This is a genomic window from Myxococcus eversor (assembly GCF_010894455.1).
Taxonomy (GTDB): domain Bacteria; phylum Myxococcota; class Myxococcia; order Myxococcales; family Myxococcaceae; genus Myxococcus; species Myxococcus eversor.
Genome location: NZ_JAAIXY010000004.1, coordinates 201,677 through 218,069, shown reverse-complemented (window position 1 = coordinate 218,069; position 16,393 = coordinate 201,677). Strand labels below are relative to the sequence as shown.

At 70.2% G+C, this 16,393-nt stretch carries 14 protein-coding genes and 1 riboswitch; of the genes, 9 read left to right on the top strand and 5 right to left on the bottom strand.

The annotated features are described in order from the left end of the window. The first annotated feature begins 12 nt into the window (after window positions 1-12). The 3 genes from thiO to moaA all read left to right on the top strand — a co-directional run bounded on the left by thiO (window position 13) and on the right by moaA (window position 3,629). Window positions 13-1,131: a glycine oxidase ThiO gene (gene thiO / locus G4D83_RS10325; protein WP_163864529.1), complete on the top strand. Its 1,119-nt coding sequence runs from the start codon at window positions 13-15 to the stop codon at window positions 1,129-1,131. A 166-nt stretch (window positions 1,132-1,297) separates the two neighbouring features. After that, window positions 1,298-2,551, top strand: a complete 1,254-nt coding sequence (locus tag G4D83_RS10320) for an HD-GYP domain-containing protein (RefSeq protein WP_163864528.1) — start codon at window positions 1,298-1,300, stop codon at window positions 2,549-2,551. A 64-nt stretch (window positions 2,552-2,615) separates the two neighbouring features. Further along, a complete protein-coding gene (moaA, locus tag G4D83_RS10315) occupies window positions 2,616-3,629 on the top strand; it encodes a GTP 3',8-cyclase MoaA (protein ID WP_163864527.1) in 1,014 nt (337 codons plus the stop codon). 102 nt (window positions 3,630-3,731) lie between these two features. Here moaA and G4D83_RS10310 read toward each other — a convergent pair whose 3' ends face one another. Beyond that, window positions 3,732-4,121: a DUF4870 domain-containing protein gene (locus G4D83_RS10310; protein WP_163864526.1), complete on the bottom strand. Its 390-nt coding sequence runs from the start codon at window positions 4,119-4,121 to the stop codon at window positions 3,732-3,734. A gap of 140 nt (window positions 4,122-4,261) precedes the next feature. Next, complete coding sequence (gene thiC / locus G4D83_RS10305; RefSeq protein ID WP_163864525.1) at window positions 4,262-6,136, bottom strand: phosphomethylpyrimidine synthase ThiC; 1,875 nt, start codon at window positions 6,134-6,136, stop codon at window positions 4,262-4,264. Between the two features lie 46 nt (window positions 6,137-6,182). After that, window positions 6,183-6,293, bottom strand: a riboswitch (TPP riboswitch). A gap of 226 nt (window positions 6,294-6,519) precedes the next feature. On the opposite strand from thiC, the gene G4D83_RS10300 reads away from it, so the two are divergent. The 6 genes from G4D83_RS10300 (at window position 6,520) to G4D83_RS10275 (ending at window position 13,238) form a co-directional block, all read left to right on the top strand. Beyond that, window positions 6,520-6,951, top strand: a complete 432-nt coding sequence (locus G4D83_RS10300; protein WP_163864524.1) for a CBS domain-containing protein — start codon at window positions 6,520-6,522, stop codon at window positions 6,949-6,951. Window positions 6,952-7,347: 396 nt separating this feature from the next. After that, a complete protein-coding gene (locus tag G4D83_RS10295) occupies window positions 7,348-8,760 on the top strand; it encodes an SLC13 family permease (protein WP_163864523.1) in 1,413 nt (470 codons plus the stop codon). 119 nt (window positions 8,761-8,879) lie between these two features. Continuing rightward, window positions 8,880-9,401 carry an OsmC family protein gene (locus G4D83_RS10290; RefSeq protein ID WP_163864522.1) on the top strand — a complete coding sequence of 174 codons (522 nt, stop codon included), beginning with the start codon at window positions 8,880-8,882 and terminating at the stop codon, window positions 9,399-9,401. Window positions 9,402-9,423: 22 nt separating this feature from the next. After that, window positions 9,424-10,845 (top strand): sigma-54-dependent transcriptional regulator, encoded by a 1,422-nt coding sequence (locus G4D83_RS10285; protein WP_163864521.1) that lies wholly within the window; start codon window positions 9,424-9,426, stop codon window positions 10,843-10,845. Window positions 10,846-10,950: 105 nt separating this feature from the next. Further along, window positions 10,951-11,340, top strand: coding sequence for a BlaI/MecI/CopY family transcriptional regulator (locus G4D83_RS10280; protein ID WP_163864743.1), 390 nt, complete (start codon window positions 10,951-10,953; stop codon window positions 11,338-11,340). Further along, entirely contained in the window at window positions 11,340-13,238 is a 1,899-nt protein-coding gene (locus G4D83_RS10275; protein ID WP_163864520.1) for a M56 family metallopeptidase, read from the top strand. The genes G4D83_RS10280 and G4D83_RS10275 overlap by 1 nt, the downstream gene beginning before the upstream one ends. Window positions 13,239-13,278: 40 nt before the next feature. Here G4D83_RS10275 and G4D83_RS10270 read toward each other — a convergent pair whose 3' ends face one another. The 3 genes from G4D83_RS10270 to G4D83_RS10260 are packed head-to-tail and all read right to left on the bottom strand — an operon-like array spanning window position 13,279 to window position 16,263. Further along, window positions 13,279-14,385, bottom strand: coding sequence for a sensor histidine kinase (locus tag G4D83_RS10270; RefSeq protein ID WP_163864519.1), 1,107 nt, complete (start codon window positions 14,383-14,385; stop codon window positions 13,279-13,281). Further along, window positions 14,382-15,095, bottom strand: coding sequence for a response regulator (locus G4D83_RS10265; RefSeq protein WP_163864518.1), 714 nt, complete (start codon window positions 15,093-15,095; stop codon window positions 14,382-14,384). Before G4D83_RS10265 ends, G4D83_RS10270 begins: the two co-directional genes overlap by 4 nt. Further along, window positions 15,070-16,263 (bottom strand): sensor histidine kinase, encoded by a 1,194-nt coding sequence (locus G4D83_RS10260; protein WP_163864517.1) that lies wholly within the window; start codon window positions 16,261-16,263, stop codon window positions 15,070-15,072. Before G4D83_RS10260 ends, G4D83_RS10265 begins: the two co-directional genes overlap by 26 nt. Between the last annotated feature and the right edge of the window lie 130 nt (window positions 16,264-16,393).

Here is a 16,393-nt window from a genome sequence, read left to right as displayed (position 1 = left end):
GGAAAGAAGCCCATGCGAGTCTCGGACGTCATCATCGTGGGCGGGGGCATCATGGGCTGCGGCATCGCCCTGCGGCTTCGGCAGGCGGGCGCGCGCGTCACCGTGCTGGAGCGCTCCATCCCCGGCGCCGAGGCCAGCAGCGCCGCCGCGGGAATGCTCGCCCCGCAGATGGAATCCGACGGCCCCGGTCCCTTCCTCGACCTGTGCCTGCGAAGCCTCGCCCTCTACCCCGCCTTCGCCGAGGAGCTGCGCGAACTGTCCGGCGTCGACATCGCCTACCGCCCCAGCGGCGTCCTCAAGGTCGCCTTCAGCGACGAAGCGGTGCGGCACCTCGAAGCCACCGTGCTGTGGCAACGCGCGCAGGGCCTTCGCGCGGAGGTGCTCGATGGCGCCCAGGCCCGCGCGCTGGAGCCGCGCCTGTCCACGAAGGCCGTGGCCGCCGCCCACTTCCCGGATGATCATCAAGTGGACAATCGGCTCCTCGTCCGCGCCTTGACGATGGCCGCCGCGCGCGTGGGCGCCGGGTTTCGAAGCGGCTACGTGCGCGGCATCGTCCACGAAGCGGGCCGCGCGGCGGGCGTGGACCTGGATGGCGAGGTGCTGCGCGCGGACGCGGTGGTGCTCGCCGCGGGTTCGTGGTCGTCCCTCGTCCAGGGCGCGGGCGTGGAGGCGAAGGCCGTGCGTCCCGCGCGCGGGCAGATGATCCAGCTCCAGACGCGCCTGCCGCTGCTCCAGCACATCCTCACGTCGGAGAAGGGCTACGTCGTCCCCCGCGCGGACGGCCGCATCATCGCCGGCAGCACCATGGAGATGGTGGGCTTCGACAAGCAGGTGACGGCCGCGGGGCTGGCCCGCATCCTCGACATGGTCCTGGAGCTGTGTCCGGAGCTCGGCTCCGCCCCCATCACCGAGACGTGGGCCGGCTTCCGCCCCTGGACGGAGGACAAGCGGCCCTACCTCGGGGAGGGGCCTACCCCGGGCCTCTTTCTCGCCACCGGACACTTCCGCAACGGCATCCTCCTGGCTCCCATCACCGCGAAGCTCGTGGCCGAGGCCGTCCTCGGAGAGCGGGCCACCCTGGACCTGGCACCCTTCCGGTACGACCGCGCGGGTGCCCGGGCCCGGGCCTGAACGCTCGACTTCCTCCCAGAGTGCGTCCGCGCCTGCCCGGTCGCCCTCCCTCCCAGGGTCGTCTTCCGGACCAGCGCACTGGACTGTCAACCTGCAAGTGGAGGAAGGTGGTAATTTCCCTGACTCATTCGCCATTGAAACCCGGAAACCTTTAGAATCTCCCGCCGTGGAAGCCATCCCCCCTGCCCCACCCCGAATCCTCATCGTCGACGATGACGACTCCGTCCGAGACGTCATCTCCGTCCTCCTGCGTGAAGAGGGCTACAACTGCGTCGTCGCGAGCGGCGCCGAGATGGCGCTGGACGTGGCTGGCGAGGAGGACACGCCGCTCGTCATCAGCGACATGAAGATGCCGGGCAAGGACGGCCTCTGGTTGCTGGAGAACCTGCGGGAGCGACTGCCGGACACGTCCGTCATCATGCTCACCGGCTATGGCGACACGGAGTCCGCGGTGGACTGCCTGCGCCGGGGCGCGGTGGACTACCTGCTCAAGCCACCCAAGCTCACCGACCTCATCCGAGCCATCGAGCGCGCGCTCGCCAAGCGCCGCATCGAGATGGCCCGCAAGCGCTACCAGAAGAAGTTGGAGCGCAAGGTCCGCGACAGGACCGCGGAGCTGCGCAGCGCGCTCCACAACATCGCCAACACCTACCAGAACACGCTGCTGGCGCTGGTGGCCGCGCTGGACGCGCGCGAGCACGAGACGAGCGACCACTCGCTGCGCGTGGTCAGCTACACGTCCGCCATCGCCGGGCGCATGGGCATCGGCGGCAAGGAACTGGAGGAGATTGGCCGCGGCGCGCTCCTGCACGACATCGGCAAGATTGGCGTGCCGGACGCGGTGCTGCTCAAGCCGGGCAAGCTCACCCCCGACGAGTGGCTGGAGATGCGCAAGCATCCGGAGATCGGCTTCCAGATGATTCAAGCCATCCCCTTCCTCTCCACGCCGTCCTCCATCGTCCTGTCCCACCAGGAGCGCTGGGATGGCGCGGGCTACCCGCGCAACCTCCAGCGTCAGGAGATCCACATCGGCGCGCGCATCTTCGCCGTGGCGGACACGCTGGACGCGATGACGAGCGACCGGCCGTACCGCAAGGGCACCTCCTTCGCGAACGCCATCCAGGAGATCCGCCGCTGCGCCAACACCCAGTTCGACCCGGAAGTCGTCCGGGCCTTCCTGGACATCGGCGAGGACGGCCTCATCCGCATCAAGGAGGAGATGGCGCTCAGGAAGCTGAATCTCCCCGTGGCCGAGGCCGAGGCGAACGAGGCCGAAGCGGAGCTGGCGCGGCTGACGGACCTGGACGACGACCCGGAGCCTTCTTCCGCCCCCGTCTCCGCCCCGCGCGCCACCCCGAGCGAGTCCGCCGAGGTGAAGGCACCACCCGTCATCCGCTCGGCGACGGGCAGCGAGGGCTGAGGCCCTCACGCCGGGGGATTGAGATGAACGTCCCCCGAGCGGCTGTTATGAAGTCAGGCCGCCCGTGACGACGCCCGCCCTCCAGACGGATCCGCTCGCCCCGCCCTTGCTGGATGCGCAGGGGCGTCGGATGACGTACCTGCGGCTGAGCATCACGGACCGCTGCAACTTCCGCTGCGCGTACTGCTCGCCCGCGTCCTGGGGTGGCAAGAAGGACCTGTTGAACGCGGAGGAGCTGGGACGCATCGCCAGCATCTTCGCAGCGCTGGGCATCCGCCGCGTGCGCCTCACCGGGGGCGAGCCGCTCCTGCGTCCGGACATCCTGGACATCGCCCGCCGCATCGCCACCCTCCCCGGCGTGCGGCACCTGGCCATCACCACCAACGCCAGCCATCTGGAGGCCCTGGCCAGCCCGCTGCGCGAGGCGGGGGTCGACCAGCTCAACCTCAGCCTGGACACGCTGTCGCCGGAGACCTTCCGCCGCATCTCCAAGCAGGGTGACTTCGACGCCATCCTCCGAGGCATCGACGCGGCGGCGGCCTCCCACTACGCCTCGCTCAAGCTCAACGTCGTGGTGATGCGGGGCGTGAATGACGGCGAGGCCCGCGCGCTGGTGGAGTACGCGCACGCACGCGGCATCACCCCGCGCTTCATCGAGCTGATGCCCTTTGGCCAGGGCGTCCCGGTGCCCACCGCCGAGCTGATGGAGCGGCTGCGCGCCGAGGGCCTGGACCTCTCCGCCGAGCCCGAGGAGGCAGGCGCCGCCGCCGACTCCGTGACGTCCGGTCCCGCGCGCTACTGGAGGGCGCCCGGGGGCCGCGTGGGCTTCATCTCCCCGTTGACGCAGAACTTCTGCGGCGGGTGCAACCGCGTGCGCGTGGCGTCGAATGGCGACCTGCGAAGCTGCCTGGGGGGCCGCGCGCAGGCGCCGCTGCACCAGCTCATCCGCGGCGGAGCCACCGACGTGGAGCTGGCCCGAGCCATCCGCGGCGCCCTGGGCGACAAGCCCGAGGGCCACCGCTTCACCGAGCCCGGCAACGGCGCCACGCTGCTGTCGATGATGGGCATCGGCGGCTGAGCCGCGCGTCACGCCGGAAAGACGACGGGCGGGCCCACGCGCTCGCGCAAGGCCCGCCCGAGTGGCTCCAGGCTCCCCGAGGGGAGCCGGCGCCGCGGCCGACTACTTCACCAACCGGATGGCGAACGGGTACTTGTACAACTGACCCTCGTTCGCCTTCAGCCCGCCGATGATGCCGAACACCAGCGCCAGGATGCCGACGATGGGCAGCAGCACCAGGCCGATGCCGATACACGACGTGGCCACGCCCACGAGGCCGGCGATGAAGAGGGTGATCTGGAAGTTCAGCGACTCCACCGAGTGCTCGCGAACAAAGGACGACTCCTTGCCCTTGGTCAGCATCAGCACCAGCGGAACCGCGAAGCCCAGGCCCACGAAGTTGGCCAGGATGGTTCCCATGTGGGCGATCAGCCCCATCGTCTTCTCATCCTGGGTCGGCATCGGCGCGCCGGTGATGTACGAACCCATTTGCTCCCGCGGCGGAGTCTCCATGAAGTATCCCCTCCAGATAATCGAGGGCGCGAACGCCGCGCCCATGCCTCCCTAACATGACATGCACCCACTCTCATTGTCACGTCTCGGACAGGTGATGTAACGGGTCGTTTGACGCCCTCGATTTCGGGTTGCCTGGCTCAGCGATACAACTCGCTGCCCGCCTTCCGGAATTCCTCACTCTTCTGCTCCATCCCCGAGTCGAGCGCGGCGGCGTCCATGACTCCCGTCTTGGCCGCGTAGTCGCGAACATCCTGGGTGATTTTCATGGAGCAGAACTGGGGTCCGCACATGGAGCAGAAGTGGGCGACCTTGGCGCCGTCGGCGGGCAGCGTCTCGTCGTGGAAGGCGCGGGCGCGCTCGGGGTCCAGGGAGAGGTTGAACTGGTCCTCCCAGCGGAACTCGAAGCGGGCCTTGGACAGCGCATTGTCGCGGGCCTGAGCGCCTGGATGCCCCTTGGCCAGGTCGGCGGCGTGGGCGGCGATCTTGTACGTGATGACGCCTTCCTTCACATCGTCGCGGTCCGGCAGGCCCAGGTGTTCCTTGGGCGTCACGTAGCAGAGCATCGCGCAGCCGAACCAGCCGATCATCGCGGCGCCGATGCCGCTGGTGAAGTGGTCGTACCCCGGAGCGATGTCCGTGGTGAGGGGCCCCAGCGTGTAGAACGGCGCCTCGTCGCACACGGCGAGCTGCTTGGTCATGTTCTCCTGGATGAGGTGCATGGGGACGTGGCCCGGGCCCTCGATCATCGTCTGCACGTCGTGCTTCCAGGCGATCTTGGTCAACTCTCCCAGCGTCTCCAGCTCGCCGAACTGCGCCGCGTCGTTCGCGTCGGCGATGGAGCCCGGCCGCAGCCCGTCACCCAGGCTGAAGCTGACGTCGTACGCCTTCATGATCTCGCAGATCTCCTCGAAGTGCGTGTAGAGGAAGTTCTCCTGGTGGTGGGACAGGCACCACTTCGCGAGGATGGAGCCGCCTCGGCTGACGATGCCGGTGAGGCGCTTCGCGGTGAGCGGCACGTAGCGCAGCAGCACGCCGGCGTGGATGGTGAAGTAGTCCACGCCCTGCTCGGCCTGCTCGATGAGCGTGTCGCGGAAGATGTCCCACGTCAGCTCCTCCGCCTTGCCGCCCACCTTCTCCAGCGCCTGGTAGATGGGCACCGTGCCGATGGGCACCGGGGCGTTGCGCAGAATCCATTCGCGCGTCTCGTGGATGTTCCGGCCGGTGGACAGGTCCATCACCGTGTCCGCGCCCCAGCGGATGGACCAGACCATCTTCTCCACCTCCTCCTCGATGGAGGAGGACACGGCGGAGTTGCCGATGTTCGCGTTGATCTTCACCAGGAAGTTGCGGCCGATGATCATCGGCTCCAGCTCCGGGTGGTTGATGTTGGCGGGGATGATGGCGCGGCCCCGGGCAATCTCCTCGCGCACGAACTCCGGGGTGATGACGCGGGGAATGGACGCGCCCCAGGAGTGGCCCGCGTGCTGCGCGGACAGTGACGCGTCCATGCGCAGGTTCTCGCGCAGCGCCACGTACTCCATCTCAGGGGTGATGATGCCGCGCCGGGCGTAGTGCAACTGGGTGACGTTCTTGCCCTGGCGCGCGACGCGAGGCTTGCGGCGGTGGCCGAAGCGCAGCCCCGCCAGCCGGGGGTCCGCCTCGCGCTCCTTGCCGTACCGGGAGGTGATGCCCGACAGCTCCTCCGTGTCCTCGCGGCGCAGCACCCAGGGCTCGCGGGTGGCGGGCAGCCCCCGGCGCAGGTCGATGTCCCTCTCCGGGTCCGTGTACGGACCGCTGGAGTCGTAGACGAACACGGGGGGATTCTCCGTCACCCGGGCCTCCGCGCCCGGTCCGTGTCGGGTGGGGGTCTGACTGATTTCGCGCACGGGGACGCGCAAGTCGGGGTGCAGCTCCCCACTCACGAACACCTTGCGAGACGCTGGCAATGGGCCCTGGCTGATGCCTTCGAGCACCTTGCCATCGACCTTGAGGCTTCTGGACGCTCCGCTCATCTCTCTCTCCTCGAGGACGGGCGGGAAGGCAGACGGAAGCCCCCAGGGGGTTTCCGGGCCGCTTCCCTCCGCCGGTATGACCCGGTTCAGGTTCCAAGGGTTGGCCGCGCCACGCGGCCGTCTCAGCCCCTTACGAGGGGCACCCCTAGCGACTGGGTGAGCATCTAGCGCACACGGGGACGGGCTTCAACCCACCCGGAGGCCAGGGGTGGGCGCGCTCCAGTGAACACCCCCACGCGCAAGGAATGCGGGACACCCCATGGAGGCGCAAAGCTTGCGCGCGCGGGGCGCGGGAATCGCAGCGGCCCGAGGGAAGCCGGGCTGGCCTCCGCCGTGCAATGGCCTCCCGGAGAGTTCAATCCAGGACCGGGAGAGCCCCACACATGCAGATCGTCGGCGAACTGATGACCCGTGAGGTGGTCACGCTCAAGGAGACGCAGAACCTGGGCAAGGCGGAGGAGCTGCTGCGCCTGCACCGCATCCGGCACCTGCCTGTCCTCCGGCAGGGAAAGCTCGTGGGCCTCATCACCCACCGCGACCTGCTCCGGGCCGCGGCAACGCATGCGTCTGACCCGGCCGCGCAGCCGCTGTGGGCGGCCGACATCATGACCCGCGACGTGACGACGGTGCCCCCCGATGCGTCCCTGCGCGATGCGGTGGTGATGATGCTGCGCAACAAGTTCGGATGCCTTCCCGTCGTCGGGCAGGACGGCGCGCTGCTCGGAATCATCACCGAGGCGGATCTGGTGCGCTACGCGCAGCACCTCATCGAGGACAAGGACCGCCGCGAGCTGGCCAGGGAATTCAACGCCTGAGCGCGGGGTCGCCTCGCGCCACTCTCCTGGATGGCGGGCGCGGAGGATTGTTGCTCCTTGCGCCGTTTCTTCGGCAACGGTGGTGGGGGACGGCTCGAGTGCCGCCTCCGCCGGAAGAACTCGGCGGAACCGCCAACGCCGTGATTCGGCGCCGAGGCCCTGTCCATGACACTCCGTTGGCTGCCTCACCCACTCCGGGCGCCGAGTCTCGCTGCCCGGCAGCCGAAACAAGAGCAGGTGCGCCAAGACACCTTCCGCTCTCGCCGCGCACATCCGCCTGAGCGAGGCGGCGCCAAGACGCCTTCCTCTGTTGCCGCTCACGTTCGCGTGAGTGAGATAGCGCTGAGACACCTTCCCTTGTTGCCCTCTCCCTGACCTCCGTGACGAGCCCTCCGCATGACTTCCCCTCTCGCCACGACAAGCGATGACGCAGAGGCCCTGCTCCCCTCGCCTCTCCAGGCGACTCCTCCGCCCTCGTCGCCACGTCGTTGGACGCGGCCCGTGCTGGCGCTGGTGGGACTCGGCGCGGTGGCGGGACTCGCGGGCTTCGGCGTGCAAGGAGACGTCGCGTCGCGCACGGTGCTGGTGGCCGGCGTGTGCCTGGTGCTGTGGCTCACGGAGCTGGTTCCTCCTTTCGTGCCCACCCTGCTCCTCTTGGGCGCCACCCCCGTGGTCCTCGGTCCCCTGGGTTCGGAGTATCGGCTGTCGTCCGTGCTCGCCTGGTGCTCGGACCCGGTGCTCATCCTGTTCCTCGGAGGCTTCACGCTGGAGGTGGCGGCCATGCGGCACGGCCTCGACTCCGCCGTGGCCCGGCATGTCGTCCGCCTGTCGCGAGGCCGGCCCCGGCTGCTGCTCCTGCTGGTGATGGGCGGCGTGGCCTTCCTCTCCATGTGGATGTCCAACGTGGCCGCGGCGGCGATGATGCTCGCCGCGCTGAGGCCCCTGCTGCTCGCCTCGCCTCCGGGCGCTCCGCTGCGACCGGCCCTGCTCGCGGGCGTGGCGCTGGGCGCGAACCTGGGCGGAATGGCGACGCCCGTGGGCAGCGGCCCCAACGCCCTCGCGGTCTCCGCCGCCAGCGCTCACGCACACGTCACCTTCGCGGGCTGGATGGCCTTTGCCCTGCCCCTCACCCTCCTCATGTTGCTCCTGGGCTTCGGCCTCGTGCTGCTGCGCTTCCCCATGCGCGGCCTGCTGACCTTGCCCGCACAGCCAGCCCGCATGCTCGACAGCTCCGGTCGACGGGTGCTCGCGGTGAGCGCCGCCTGCGTGGTGGCCTGGCTGACGGAGCCGCTGCACGGCGTGCCCGCACCGGTGGTGGCCCTCGGTGCCACCGCGCTGCTGTTCGGCACCGGACTGCTCAAGCGCGAGGACCTGGGACGACTCGACTGGTCCACGATGCTGCTCATCGCCGGTGGCCTCGCGCTGGGAAGACTGCTGGAACACTCCGGCCTCGTCGCCCACGCACTCGATGGCGCCCGGCTGGAGGCGTGGCCTCGCGAGGCCCGCTTGGGGGCGCTCGTCGTCGTCGCGGCGGGGCTGTCCGCGCTGATGAGCAACACCGGCACCGCCGCGCTGCTCATGCCCCTGGCCCTGAGCGTGGAGCCCTCCGCGTCCACGCCCATCCTCGTCGCCATGGGGTGCTCGTTCGGCATCCCCTTCGCCATCAGCACCCCGCCCAACGCCATGGCCGCGGGCGAGGGACTCGACACCACCGAGTTGCTCAAGTTGGGGCTTCCCCTCATGTTGGCCGGTTGTCTGCTGGTCAGCTTGACGGGCCCCACGGTGCTACGGCTCTTCGGGCTTCCATGAGTTACCCTCGCTCGCCCGTCCGGGGCTGGAGGGTGAATCCCCGGTCCACCATGAAGCACCTCCGCGGCACACGGGTTGAAAGGGCAATGCCGGAACAGGGCCCGGCGGAAGGAGCGCCCATGACGTCCGTGACCATCACTGAGTACGAAACGCGTCTGTATTGGCAAGGCGAGCGGGGTGCCGTGCTGACGAGCGACCGGGCGCCTCCCGTGCCCATCGGTCTGCCGCTCGTCGAGCCCGGCGCGACGGAGGACGGACGCTGGGCTCCGGAGACGCTGCTGGTGGGCGCGGTGGAGGGACGCACGCTGCTGGCGTTCCTGGAGAGGGCGCGCGAGGCGGACGTCAACGTCCTCTTCTACCAGAGCTGCGCGGTGGCGCGCGTCGTGGGCGGGCCCGGCCAGCCGCCGCACCTCACCGACCTCATCGTGCGTCCCCATGTGGCCGTCGCCACGGACCTGGACGCGGAGGTGGTGCGGCTCATCTTCTCCGAGCTGCCCGCCCACTGCTTCCCCAGCTCCGTCATCCAGATAACGCCGCGCATCGAGGCCGTCGTCGAGACGTGGCATGCCCGCGCCGCGAGCCCCCGCGCCGCGCCCGACGCTCCTCTCGCGAAGCCCCTCGTGAGCATCGCCCTCCCCTGACCCCGCCTCCGAGCCCCCACCCATGTCCGCACAGCGAATCCTGGTCGTCGACGATGAGGACAATGCCCGCCGCGCCATCGCCACCATCCTGAGCGAGGAGGGCTACGACGTGGCCGAAGCCGCCGATGGCGCCGAGGCCCTCGCGCGCGTGTCCGACTTCTCTCCCGCGGTGGTGCTCACCGACGTGCGCATGCCGCGGATGGACGGCCTCAGCCTGCTGCGCGCGACGCGCGAACAGGGCAGCGACGCGACGTTCGTCATGATGACGGCCTTCGCCAGCGTGGAGATGGCCGTCGAGGCGATGAAGTCCGGCGCGGACAACTTCCTCCTCAAGCCGCTCGACGCGGACCAGGTGCTCGTCACCCTGTCCAAGGCCCTGGAGAAGCGCAGCCTGCGCCAGGAGGCGGAGTCCCTCAGGGACCAGGTCCGCACCCGCGTGCGTCGCTTCCACGACATCATCGGCGAGTCCCCGCAGCTCCAGGGCATCTACGACGTCGTGCGCCGCGCGGCGAGCACGCGCGCCACGGTGCTCATCCTCGGCGAGTCCGGCACGGGCAAGGAGCTCATCGCCCAGGCGCTGCACCAGGAGTCGCCGCGCCGCGACAAGCCCTTCATCCGCGTGCACTGCGCCGCGCTGTCGGAGAACCTGCTGGAGAGCGAGCTGTTCGGCCACGAGAAGGGCTCCTTCACCGGCGCCATCGCGCGCAAGGAGGGCCGCTTCGAGCTGGCCGACGGCGGCACCCTCTTCCTGGACGAAATCGGGGAGATCTCCCCCACCGTGCAGGTGAAGCTCCTGCGCGTGCTCCAGCAGAAGGAGCTGGAGCGCGTGGGCGGGACGCAGACGCTCAAGGTGGACGTGCGCATCGTCTCCGCGACGCACCGGGACCTCGCCGCGGAGGTGAAGGCGGGCCGCTTCCGCGAGGACCTCTACTACCGGCTCAACGTGGTGAGCGTCACGCTGCCGCCGCTCCGGGAGCGCAAGAGCGACATCCCCGCGCTGGTGAACCACTTCCTGGAGAAGTACGGCGAGGCCTACGGCAAGCAGGTGCGCGGCCTGGCGCCGGGCACCCTCCAGGCGCTGCTCGCGCACGACTGGCCGGGCAACATCCGCGAATTGGAGAACGCGATTGAGCGCTCCGTCGTCCTCACCCAGGACCAGGAGCTGACGACGGACGACCTGCCGCCCGTGCTGCGCGGCCCCCGCCCCACCGGCACGAGCACGGGCGCGCTCATCCCCGGCGCCACGCTCGCGGCCATCGAACGCGAGGCCATCCTCCGCACCCTGGAGATGGTGCAGGGCTCCACGTCTCGCGCGGCGGAGGTCCTCGGCATCAGCGTTCGGAAGATTCAGTACCGCCTCAAGGAGTACGGCTCGCAGGGCGACGGAGCCCCGGTGAAGCCCGACGCGGACGAGCTCTCCGGAGACCTGGCCGCGGAGTCCTGACGCCAGGGCCAACACCTCCCTCCGCGCGACGCGGTGTTCCATCGCGGGCATCTACGACGTCCGTCGTTGACAGTTACGACGCACGTCGTAATACTTTCGTGAATGATGCCCGTTCCACCGCAGCCGACACGCGCCGAGCTGGCCATCCTCCGAGTCCTCTGGCAGTTGGGGCCCAGCACCGTGCGTCGGGTGCATGAGTCGCTCCGGGACACGCAGGACAAGGACACCGGCTACACCACGGTCCTCAAGCTCCTCCAGAACATGACGGAGAAGGGGCTCGTCCAGCGCGACGAGAGCGAGCGCACCCATGTCTACGAAGCGGCCCTGAGCCAGAAGCGCACGCAGCGGGATTTGCTGCGGGACTTGATGGACCGGGCCTTCGGCGGCTCGGCGTCCACCGTCGTGGCCCAGGCGCTTTCGATGAAGCGGGCCTCCGCGGAAGAGCTGGCGGAGATCCGGAAGCTGCTCGACGAGCACGAGAGGCGGGGGAAGTGATGGACGTGCTGGACTCACTGGAACAAGCCCTGCTCGCCTTCGCATGGCAAGGCGCGGCGGTGGCGCTGGTGGTCGCGGGGCTGCTCGCCTTGATGTCGCGTCGCTCGGCGCGGGGCCGCTACGCGGTCGCCTGTCTGGGCCTGCTGACCATGGCACTGCTACCGCTCGCCACGTTCCTCGGCGCGCTGATGGGGACGACGGACACCGCGACTCCCATGGCGGGTGGAGTGTCCGCGCAGACGCTCCTGTCCGCGACGCTGCCTCCGGGCACCACGCTGGAGACCGTGGCCGAGCCCGCGACGGTGGCGGCCGGGGCGTCCTGGCTGGAGCTGTTGCGGCCGTGGCTCCTGCCGGCCTGGTGCTGCGGCGTGCTGCTGCTGTCCGCCCGGATGCTCATCTCCTGGTACGCGGCCCAGCGGCTGTCCCGACTGCACACCCAGGAGCCCGCGCCCGCCTGGCGTGAGGCCCTGACGCAAGCGCTCGCGCGGCTGCGCCTGACGCGCCCCGTGCGACTGCTGGCCTCCGCTCGCGTCGATGTGCCCCAGGTCATCGGCCTGTGGCGTCCGCTCATCCTCGTCCCCGCGGGTGCCATCGCCGGACTGACTCCCTCGCAACTGGAGGCGGTGCTCGCGCACGAGCTCGCGCACATCCAGCGGCATGACTACCTGGTCAACCTGCTCCAGGCGCTGGTGGAGACCTTCCTCTTCTACCATCCCGCCGTCTGGTGGCTGTCGCACCGCATCCGCGAGGAGCGCGAGCACTGCGCGGATGACCTCGCCGTGCAGTCGTGCGGAGACGCCTTCCTCTATGCGCGCGCGCTCGCGCACATCGAGCAGCTTCGCGCGCCGCCGTCCTCCCTGCTCGCGCTCGGCGCGGATGGAGGCTCGCTGCTCGGACGCATCCGCCGCCTGCTGGCCATGCCGGAGCCGCATGCCCCGCGCAGGTCCTGGCGGCTGGTCAGTGGACTGGGCGGCGCCGCGCTCGCCCTCGCGCTGGGAACTTCTCAGGTCCCCTTGCCGGCGATGGCCGTGACGCCCGGCGATCTCGACACCGTGTCCGCCGAGGCCCCTTCCGCCCCGAGCCATGAGCGGGCCTTCGCTGTGGACGAGCCACCCATCCACCGGCCGCTCGTCGCGCCCCTGCCGCGTGTCCTGCCCGTCGCCATCTCCTCCACCGTGGGCCGGCCGGTCCGCACCCCCACCCTCAAGGCCCCGCCGAAGAAGGTGCGTGAGCCGGGCCCGCGCCCCCTGCTCATCCCGGACACACAGAGCATCGTCCGCACGGAGCTGCCCCGGACGCCCTATTCGCTGGACGTGGAGCCGGCGGCTCCCGCCATCGCCCTGGAGAGCGCGCCTGTCGCCCCCGTCGAGGTGGCCGAGGCTCCTCCCCAGGTGGAGCAGCCCCTCCCGACGCCGGTCCCCGTGGCCACCACGCCCAGGCCCGCGCAAGACGGCGTCTTCGCGCTCGGCCCCGGCATCACCCCGCCCCGCTTCCTGTCCGGGAGCAGGATGCACTTCGCGGACCTGACCCAGCACATGCGCTCGCGCATGTCCGCAGTCCCCAAGGGCGCGGTCGTCACCCGCTGCACCATCACCGCCGAGGGCTCCGTCACCGACTGCAAGTCGCTCCAGGGGCTCTCCGGCCTGGAGGAGGGCGTCATCCGCGCGCTCACCACGTGGCGCTACGAGCCCGCGACGCTCGATGGCAAGCCCGTGCCCGTGCACTACGAGTTCGACATCTGGTTCACCAACGAGCCCGGTGGTGGCATGGACGAGCGGCGTCAGGTCGCCAGCGCGGACAAGCCGGGCAAGCGCGCGGACGGCTCCAACCAGAGCGCCTGCATCCTCTGCGCGAGCGTCTCCGCGTCCAGCCTCGCGGCTCCTCCGCTGGGCTTCTGAACCTCTCCAGCGGGTGACGCCGGTGCGGCGCGGGCCTTCCCTACCGCGCCACCGGCAACCGCAGCAGGAAGCGAGCGCCCCCTCCGGGCGCCGTGCCCACCTCCAGCGTCCCGCCGTGCTGCGTGACGATGGCGTGGACGATGGGGAGCCCCAGCCCGGAGCCCTGGACCTTCGTGGTGAAGAAGGGCTCGAAGATGCGGTCCCTCACCGCCTCCGGGACGCCCGGGCCCGTGTCGTCCACCGTGAGCCGCACCCGCCCCTCCTCCGCGCCGACAGTCAACGTCACCCGGCCTTGCGCGGGCGTGGACTCCAGCGCGTTGAGGCACAGGTTGATGAGCACCTGCCTCAGTCGCTCCTCTTCGCCGGACAGCGCGGGCAACGTCGCCTCCGGAATGACGTGCGACAGCGTCACCTTCCGCGTCTCGGCCTGACTGCTCAAGAGGTCCACCACGCGGCGCACCAGCGCCTTCACGTCCACGGAGCCGGGGCGGAACTCCCGGGGACGGGCGAACTGGAGGAAGTCCTCCAGGATGTGGTCCAACCGGCGAATCTCGTCGCGCACCAGCAGCAACGGCTCCAGGAGCGCGCCCTGCTGTCCGTCGGGCAGCCTGCGCACGCGACGCTCCAGCACGGATAATTGGAGCGCGGCTGCGTTGAGCGGGTTGCGAATCTCGTGCGACAACCCCGCCGTCATCGTCCCCACGGCGGCCAGCTTCTCCGTCACCTGCGCGCGCCGCGCCAGCTCGCGCTTCTCCGCGTGCAGCCGCACCTGTCGCATCGCCTGCTCCAGCGTGAGGAGCAACTCGCGCGGCGCGCATGGCTTCATCAAGTACGCACACGCCCCCGCGCGCACCGCCGCCACCGCCGTCTCCAGCGTGGCGAAGCCCGTGAGCAGCACGACTTCGGAGTCCGGCGCACCCACCTTCAGCTCCGCCGCCAGCGCCGTCCCGTCACCATCCGGCAGGCGCAGGTCCACCAGCGCCACGTCGAAGCCCTCGCGCGCCTTCTCCCGCGCCCCCCGACACGTCGACGCCGCATGAACCGCGTAGCCTGCGTCCCCTAGCAACTCCCCCAGGTTGTCGAGAAACGCCGCGTTGTCGTCCACGACGAGGACGCGAGAGGGAGGCTGGGCCGTGGGCTCGGTCATGGCCGGGCCTCGGGGCGCTCGGCGTACTTCGACTCCAACGCGCCGATGAGCGCTCCCGTGTCGAAGGGCTTGGAGAAGACCTCCACGCCCACGTCCAGCGGAGCCAGGTCCGGCCACGCCGTCATGACGAAGGTGGGCAGGCTCGGATAGCGCGCGCGCAGCCTCCGGAGCGTCTCGCCGTCGGGCCCGCCGGGCATGCGCAGGTCCACCAGCGCCGCGAAGGGCGCCGCGCACGAGAGCAGGTCCGCGTCCAGCACCGACGCCACCGTCACACATGAAAAACCCCGCGCGCGCAGCACCTCGGAGAGGTTGTCGCTCAGCGCCGGGTCATCCTCCGCCACCACCACCAGCCCGTCGCGCCGCGCACTCGCCAGCAGGCCCATCAGCATGGAGATGGGCACGGGCTTGGGCAACACCGCGAGCAGGCCCTCCCGCCGCGCCGTCTCCAAATCGTCCTCGCGGGGATAGGCCGTCATCACCACCGCGGCCAGGCCCGGGTCCACCCGCCGGATGCGGCGCACCGCGTCCGCGCCGCTCATGCCGGGCATGCGCATGTCCGTCACCAGCGCGTCGAAGCGCGTGGTGCCCACTTCGCGCAGCGCCTCGTCACCGGAGACGACGACGGTGGCCTGGTGGCCCTCGTCCCGGAGGATCTCCGCCAGGTTCTCCGCCAGCGCCCGGTTGTCATCCAGCAGGAGGTAATGGCGCATGGGGCCCCTCCTCGGGCGTGCTGGGAAGCTGAATCACGAAGCGGGCTCCGGCCCCCGCGCGCGGCGCGTAGGTGATGGTGCCGCCATGCCGCTCCAGGATGCGCCGGACGAGCGGCAGGCCCAGGCCGATGCCCCGCGCCTTCGTGGTCATCAGCGGCTCGAAGAGGCGTCCTCGAATGACGTCGCTGACGCCCGGCCCCGAGTCCTCCAGCACCAACTCCACCCCACCGGACTCGCGTGTGGCGCCGATGAGCGTCACGTCGCCACCCGACTCCTCCAGCGCCTGCACCGCGTTTTCCAAGAGGTTGACGAACACTTGGCGCAGCTGCCCGGCGTCTCCATGCACCGGCGGCAGCGCCACCAGTCCCTCCGCGGTGACGCGGACCAGGTCCGGCCGGGCCACGGCCTTGAGGGCCTCCTGCCAGACCTCGTCCAGCCAGACCTCCTGGCGTTGCAGCGGCCGGTCCCGAATCATGTCCAGCAGGTCGGACACGATGTGGTTGGCGATGCCCACCTGCTCGCCGATGCGGTCCAGGTGCTTCGTCGTGCGCTCGTCAATCGACGGACCCGCGCGGCTGCGCAGGATGTAGAGCGAGGTCTCGATGACGCCCAGCGGGTTGCGCAGCTCGTGGCCGATGGAGCCCACCAGTTGGCCGAAGGTCGCCAGTCGCTCGTGGCGCGCCTGCTGCGCGAGCAGGTCCTCGCGATACGTGTGGAGCATGATGGCCAGCTCCAGGTCCAGGATGCGCCCCAGCGCCGCGCGGGCGCCGTGCAGCGTCTCCGGCTGGTCCAGGTACGCCGAGTCGATGATGGCGTTGAGCTCCTGGCGCAGCACATTCATCGCGCCGAACATGTAGTGCTGCGGCAGGGAGATGCGCACGTGCATCCGGCCGATGCGGCAGCGCAGGGCGTAGTACGCCTCGTCCCATGGGCCCCGCAGGAGCTGGTCCATCCACACCTGCAACGTGCCGCGCAGGTGCCCCACCTGACTCTCGCCGCCCTCCAGGGCCCGACGCGCGCCCTCGTGCTCCAGGATGCGGTCGTAGAAGACGCGAGCGATGCGGGGGAAATGCGGATGCGCGATGGCGTGGAGGCCGACGAGTGACTGCTCGTCCCGCGCTCCAAAGCCCACGTACCGCTTCAGCTCCTCGAACAAGGTTTCCGCCATGGTTTCAGGGCCCGAGATTAACCGCTCGCCCCGCATCGGAGGAGGAACTCCGAAGCAAGCACCACGCCAGTCACACGGGGGCGAAACGGCCCCGGTGCGCGCAAGAATTGCGCACCCATCGACGCGGAGC

Coding starts and splice junctions, on each gene's coding strand:
- thiO (WP_163864529.1), top strand. CDS start 13: ATGCGAGTCTCGGACGTCATCATCGTGGGCGGGGGCATCATGGGCTGC.
- G4D83_RS10310 (WP_163864526.1), bottom strand. CDS start 4,121: ATGGAGACTCCGCCGCGGGAGCAAATGGGTTCGTACATCACCGGCGCG.
- thiC (WP_163864525.1), bottom strand. CDS start 6,136: ATGAGCGGAGCGTCCAGAAGCCTCAAGGTCGATGGCAAGGTGCTCGAA.
- G4D83_RS10300 (WP_163864524.1), top strand. CDS start 6,520: ATGCAGATCGTCGGCGAACTGATGACCCGTGAGGTGGTCACGCTCAAG.
- G4D83_RS10295 (WP_163864523.1), top strand. CDS start 7,348: ATGACTTCCCCTCTCGCCACGACAAGCGATGACGCAGAGGCCCTGCTC.
- G4D83_RS10290 (WP_163864522.1), top strand. CDS start 8,880: ATGACGTCCGTGACCATCACTGAGTACGAAACGCGTCTGTATTGGCAA.
- G4D83_RS10285 (WP_163864521.1), top strand. CDS start 9,424: ATGTCCGCACAGCGAATCCTGGTCGTCGACGATGAGGACAATGCCCGC.
- G4D83_RS10280 (WP_163864743.1), top strand. CDS start 10,951: ATGCCCGTTCCACCGCAGCCGACACGCGCCGAGCTGGCCATCCTCCGA.
- G4D83_RS10275 (WP_163864520.1), top strand. CDS start 11,340: ATGGACGTGCTGGACTCACTGGAACAAGCCCTGCTCGCCTTCGCATGG.
- G4D83_RS10270 (WP_163864519.1), bottom strand. CDS start 14,385: ATGACCGAGCCCACGGCCCAGCCTCCCTCTCGCGTCCTCGTCGTGGAC.
- G4D83_RS10265 (WP_163864518.1), bottom strand. CDS start 15,095: ATGCGCCATTACCTCCTGCTGGATGACAACCGGGCGCTGGCGGAGAAC.
- G4D83_RS10260 (WP_163864517.1), bottom strand. CDS start 16,263: ATGGCGGAAACCTTGTTCGAGGAGCTGAAGCGGTACGTGGGCTTTGGA.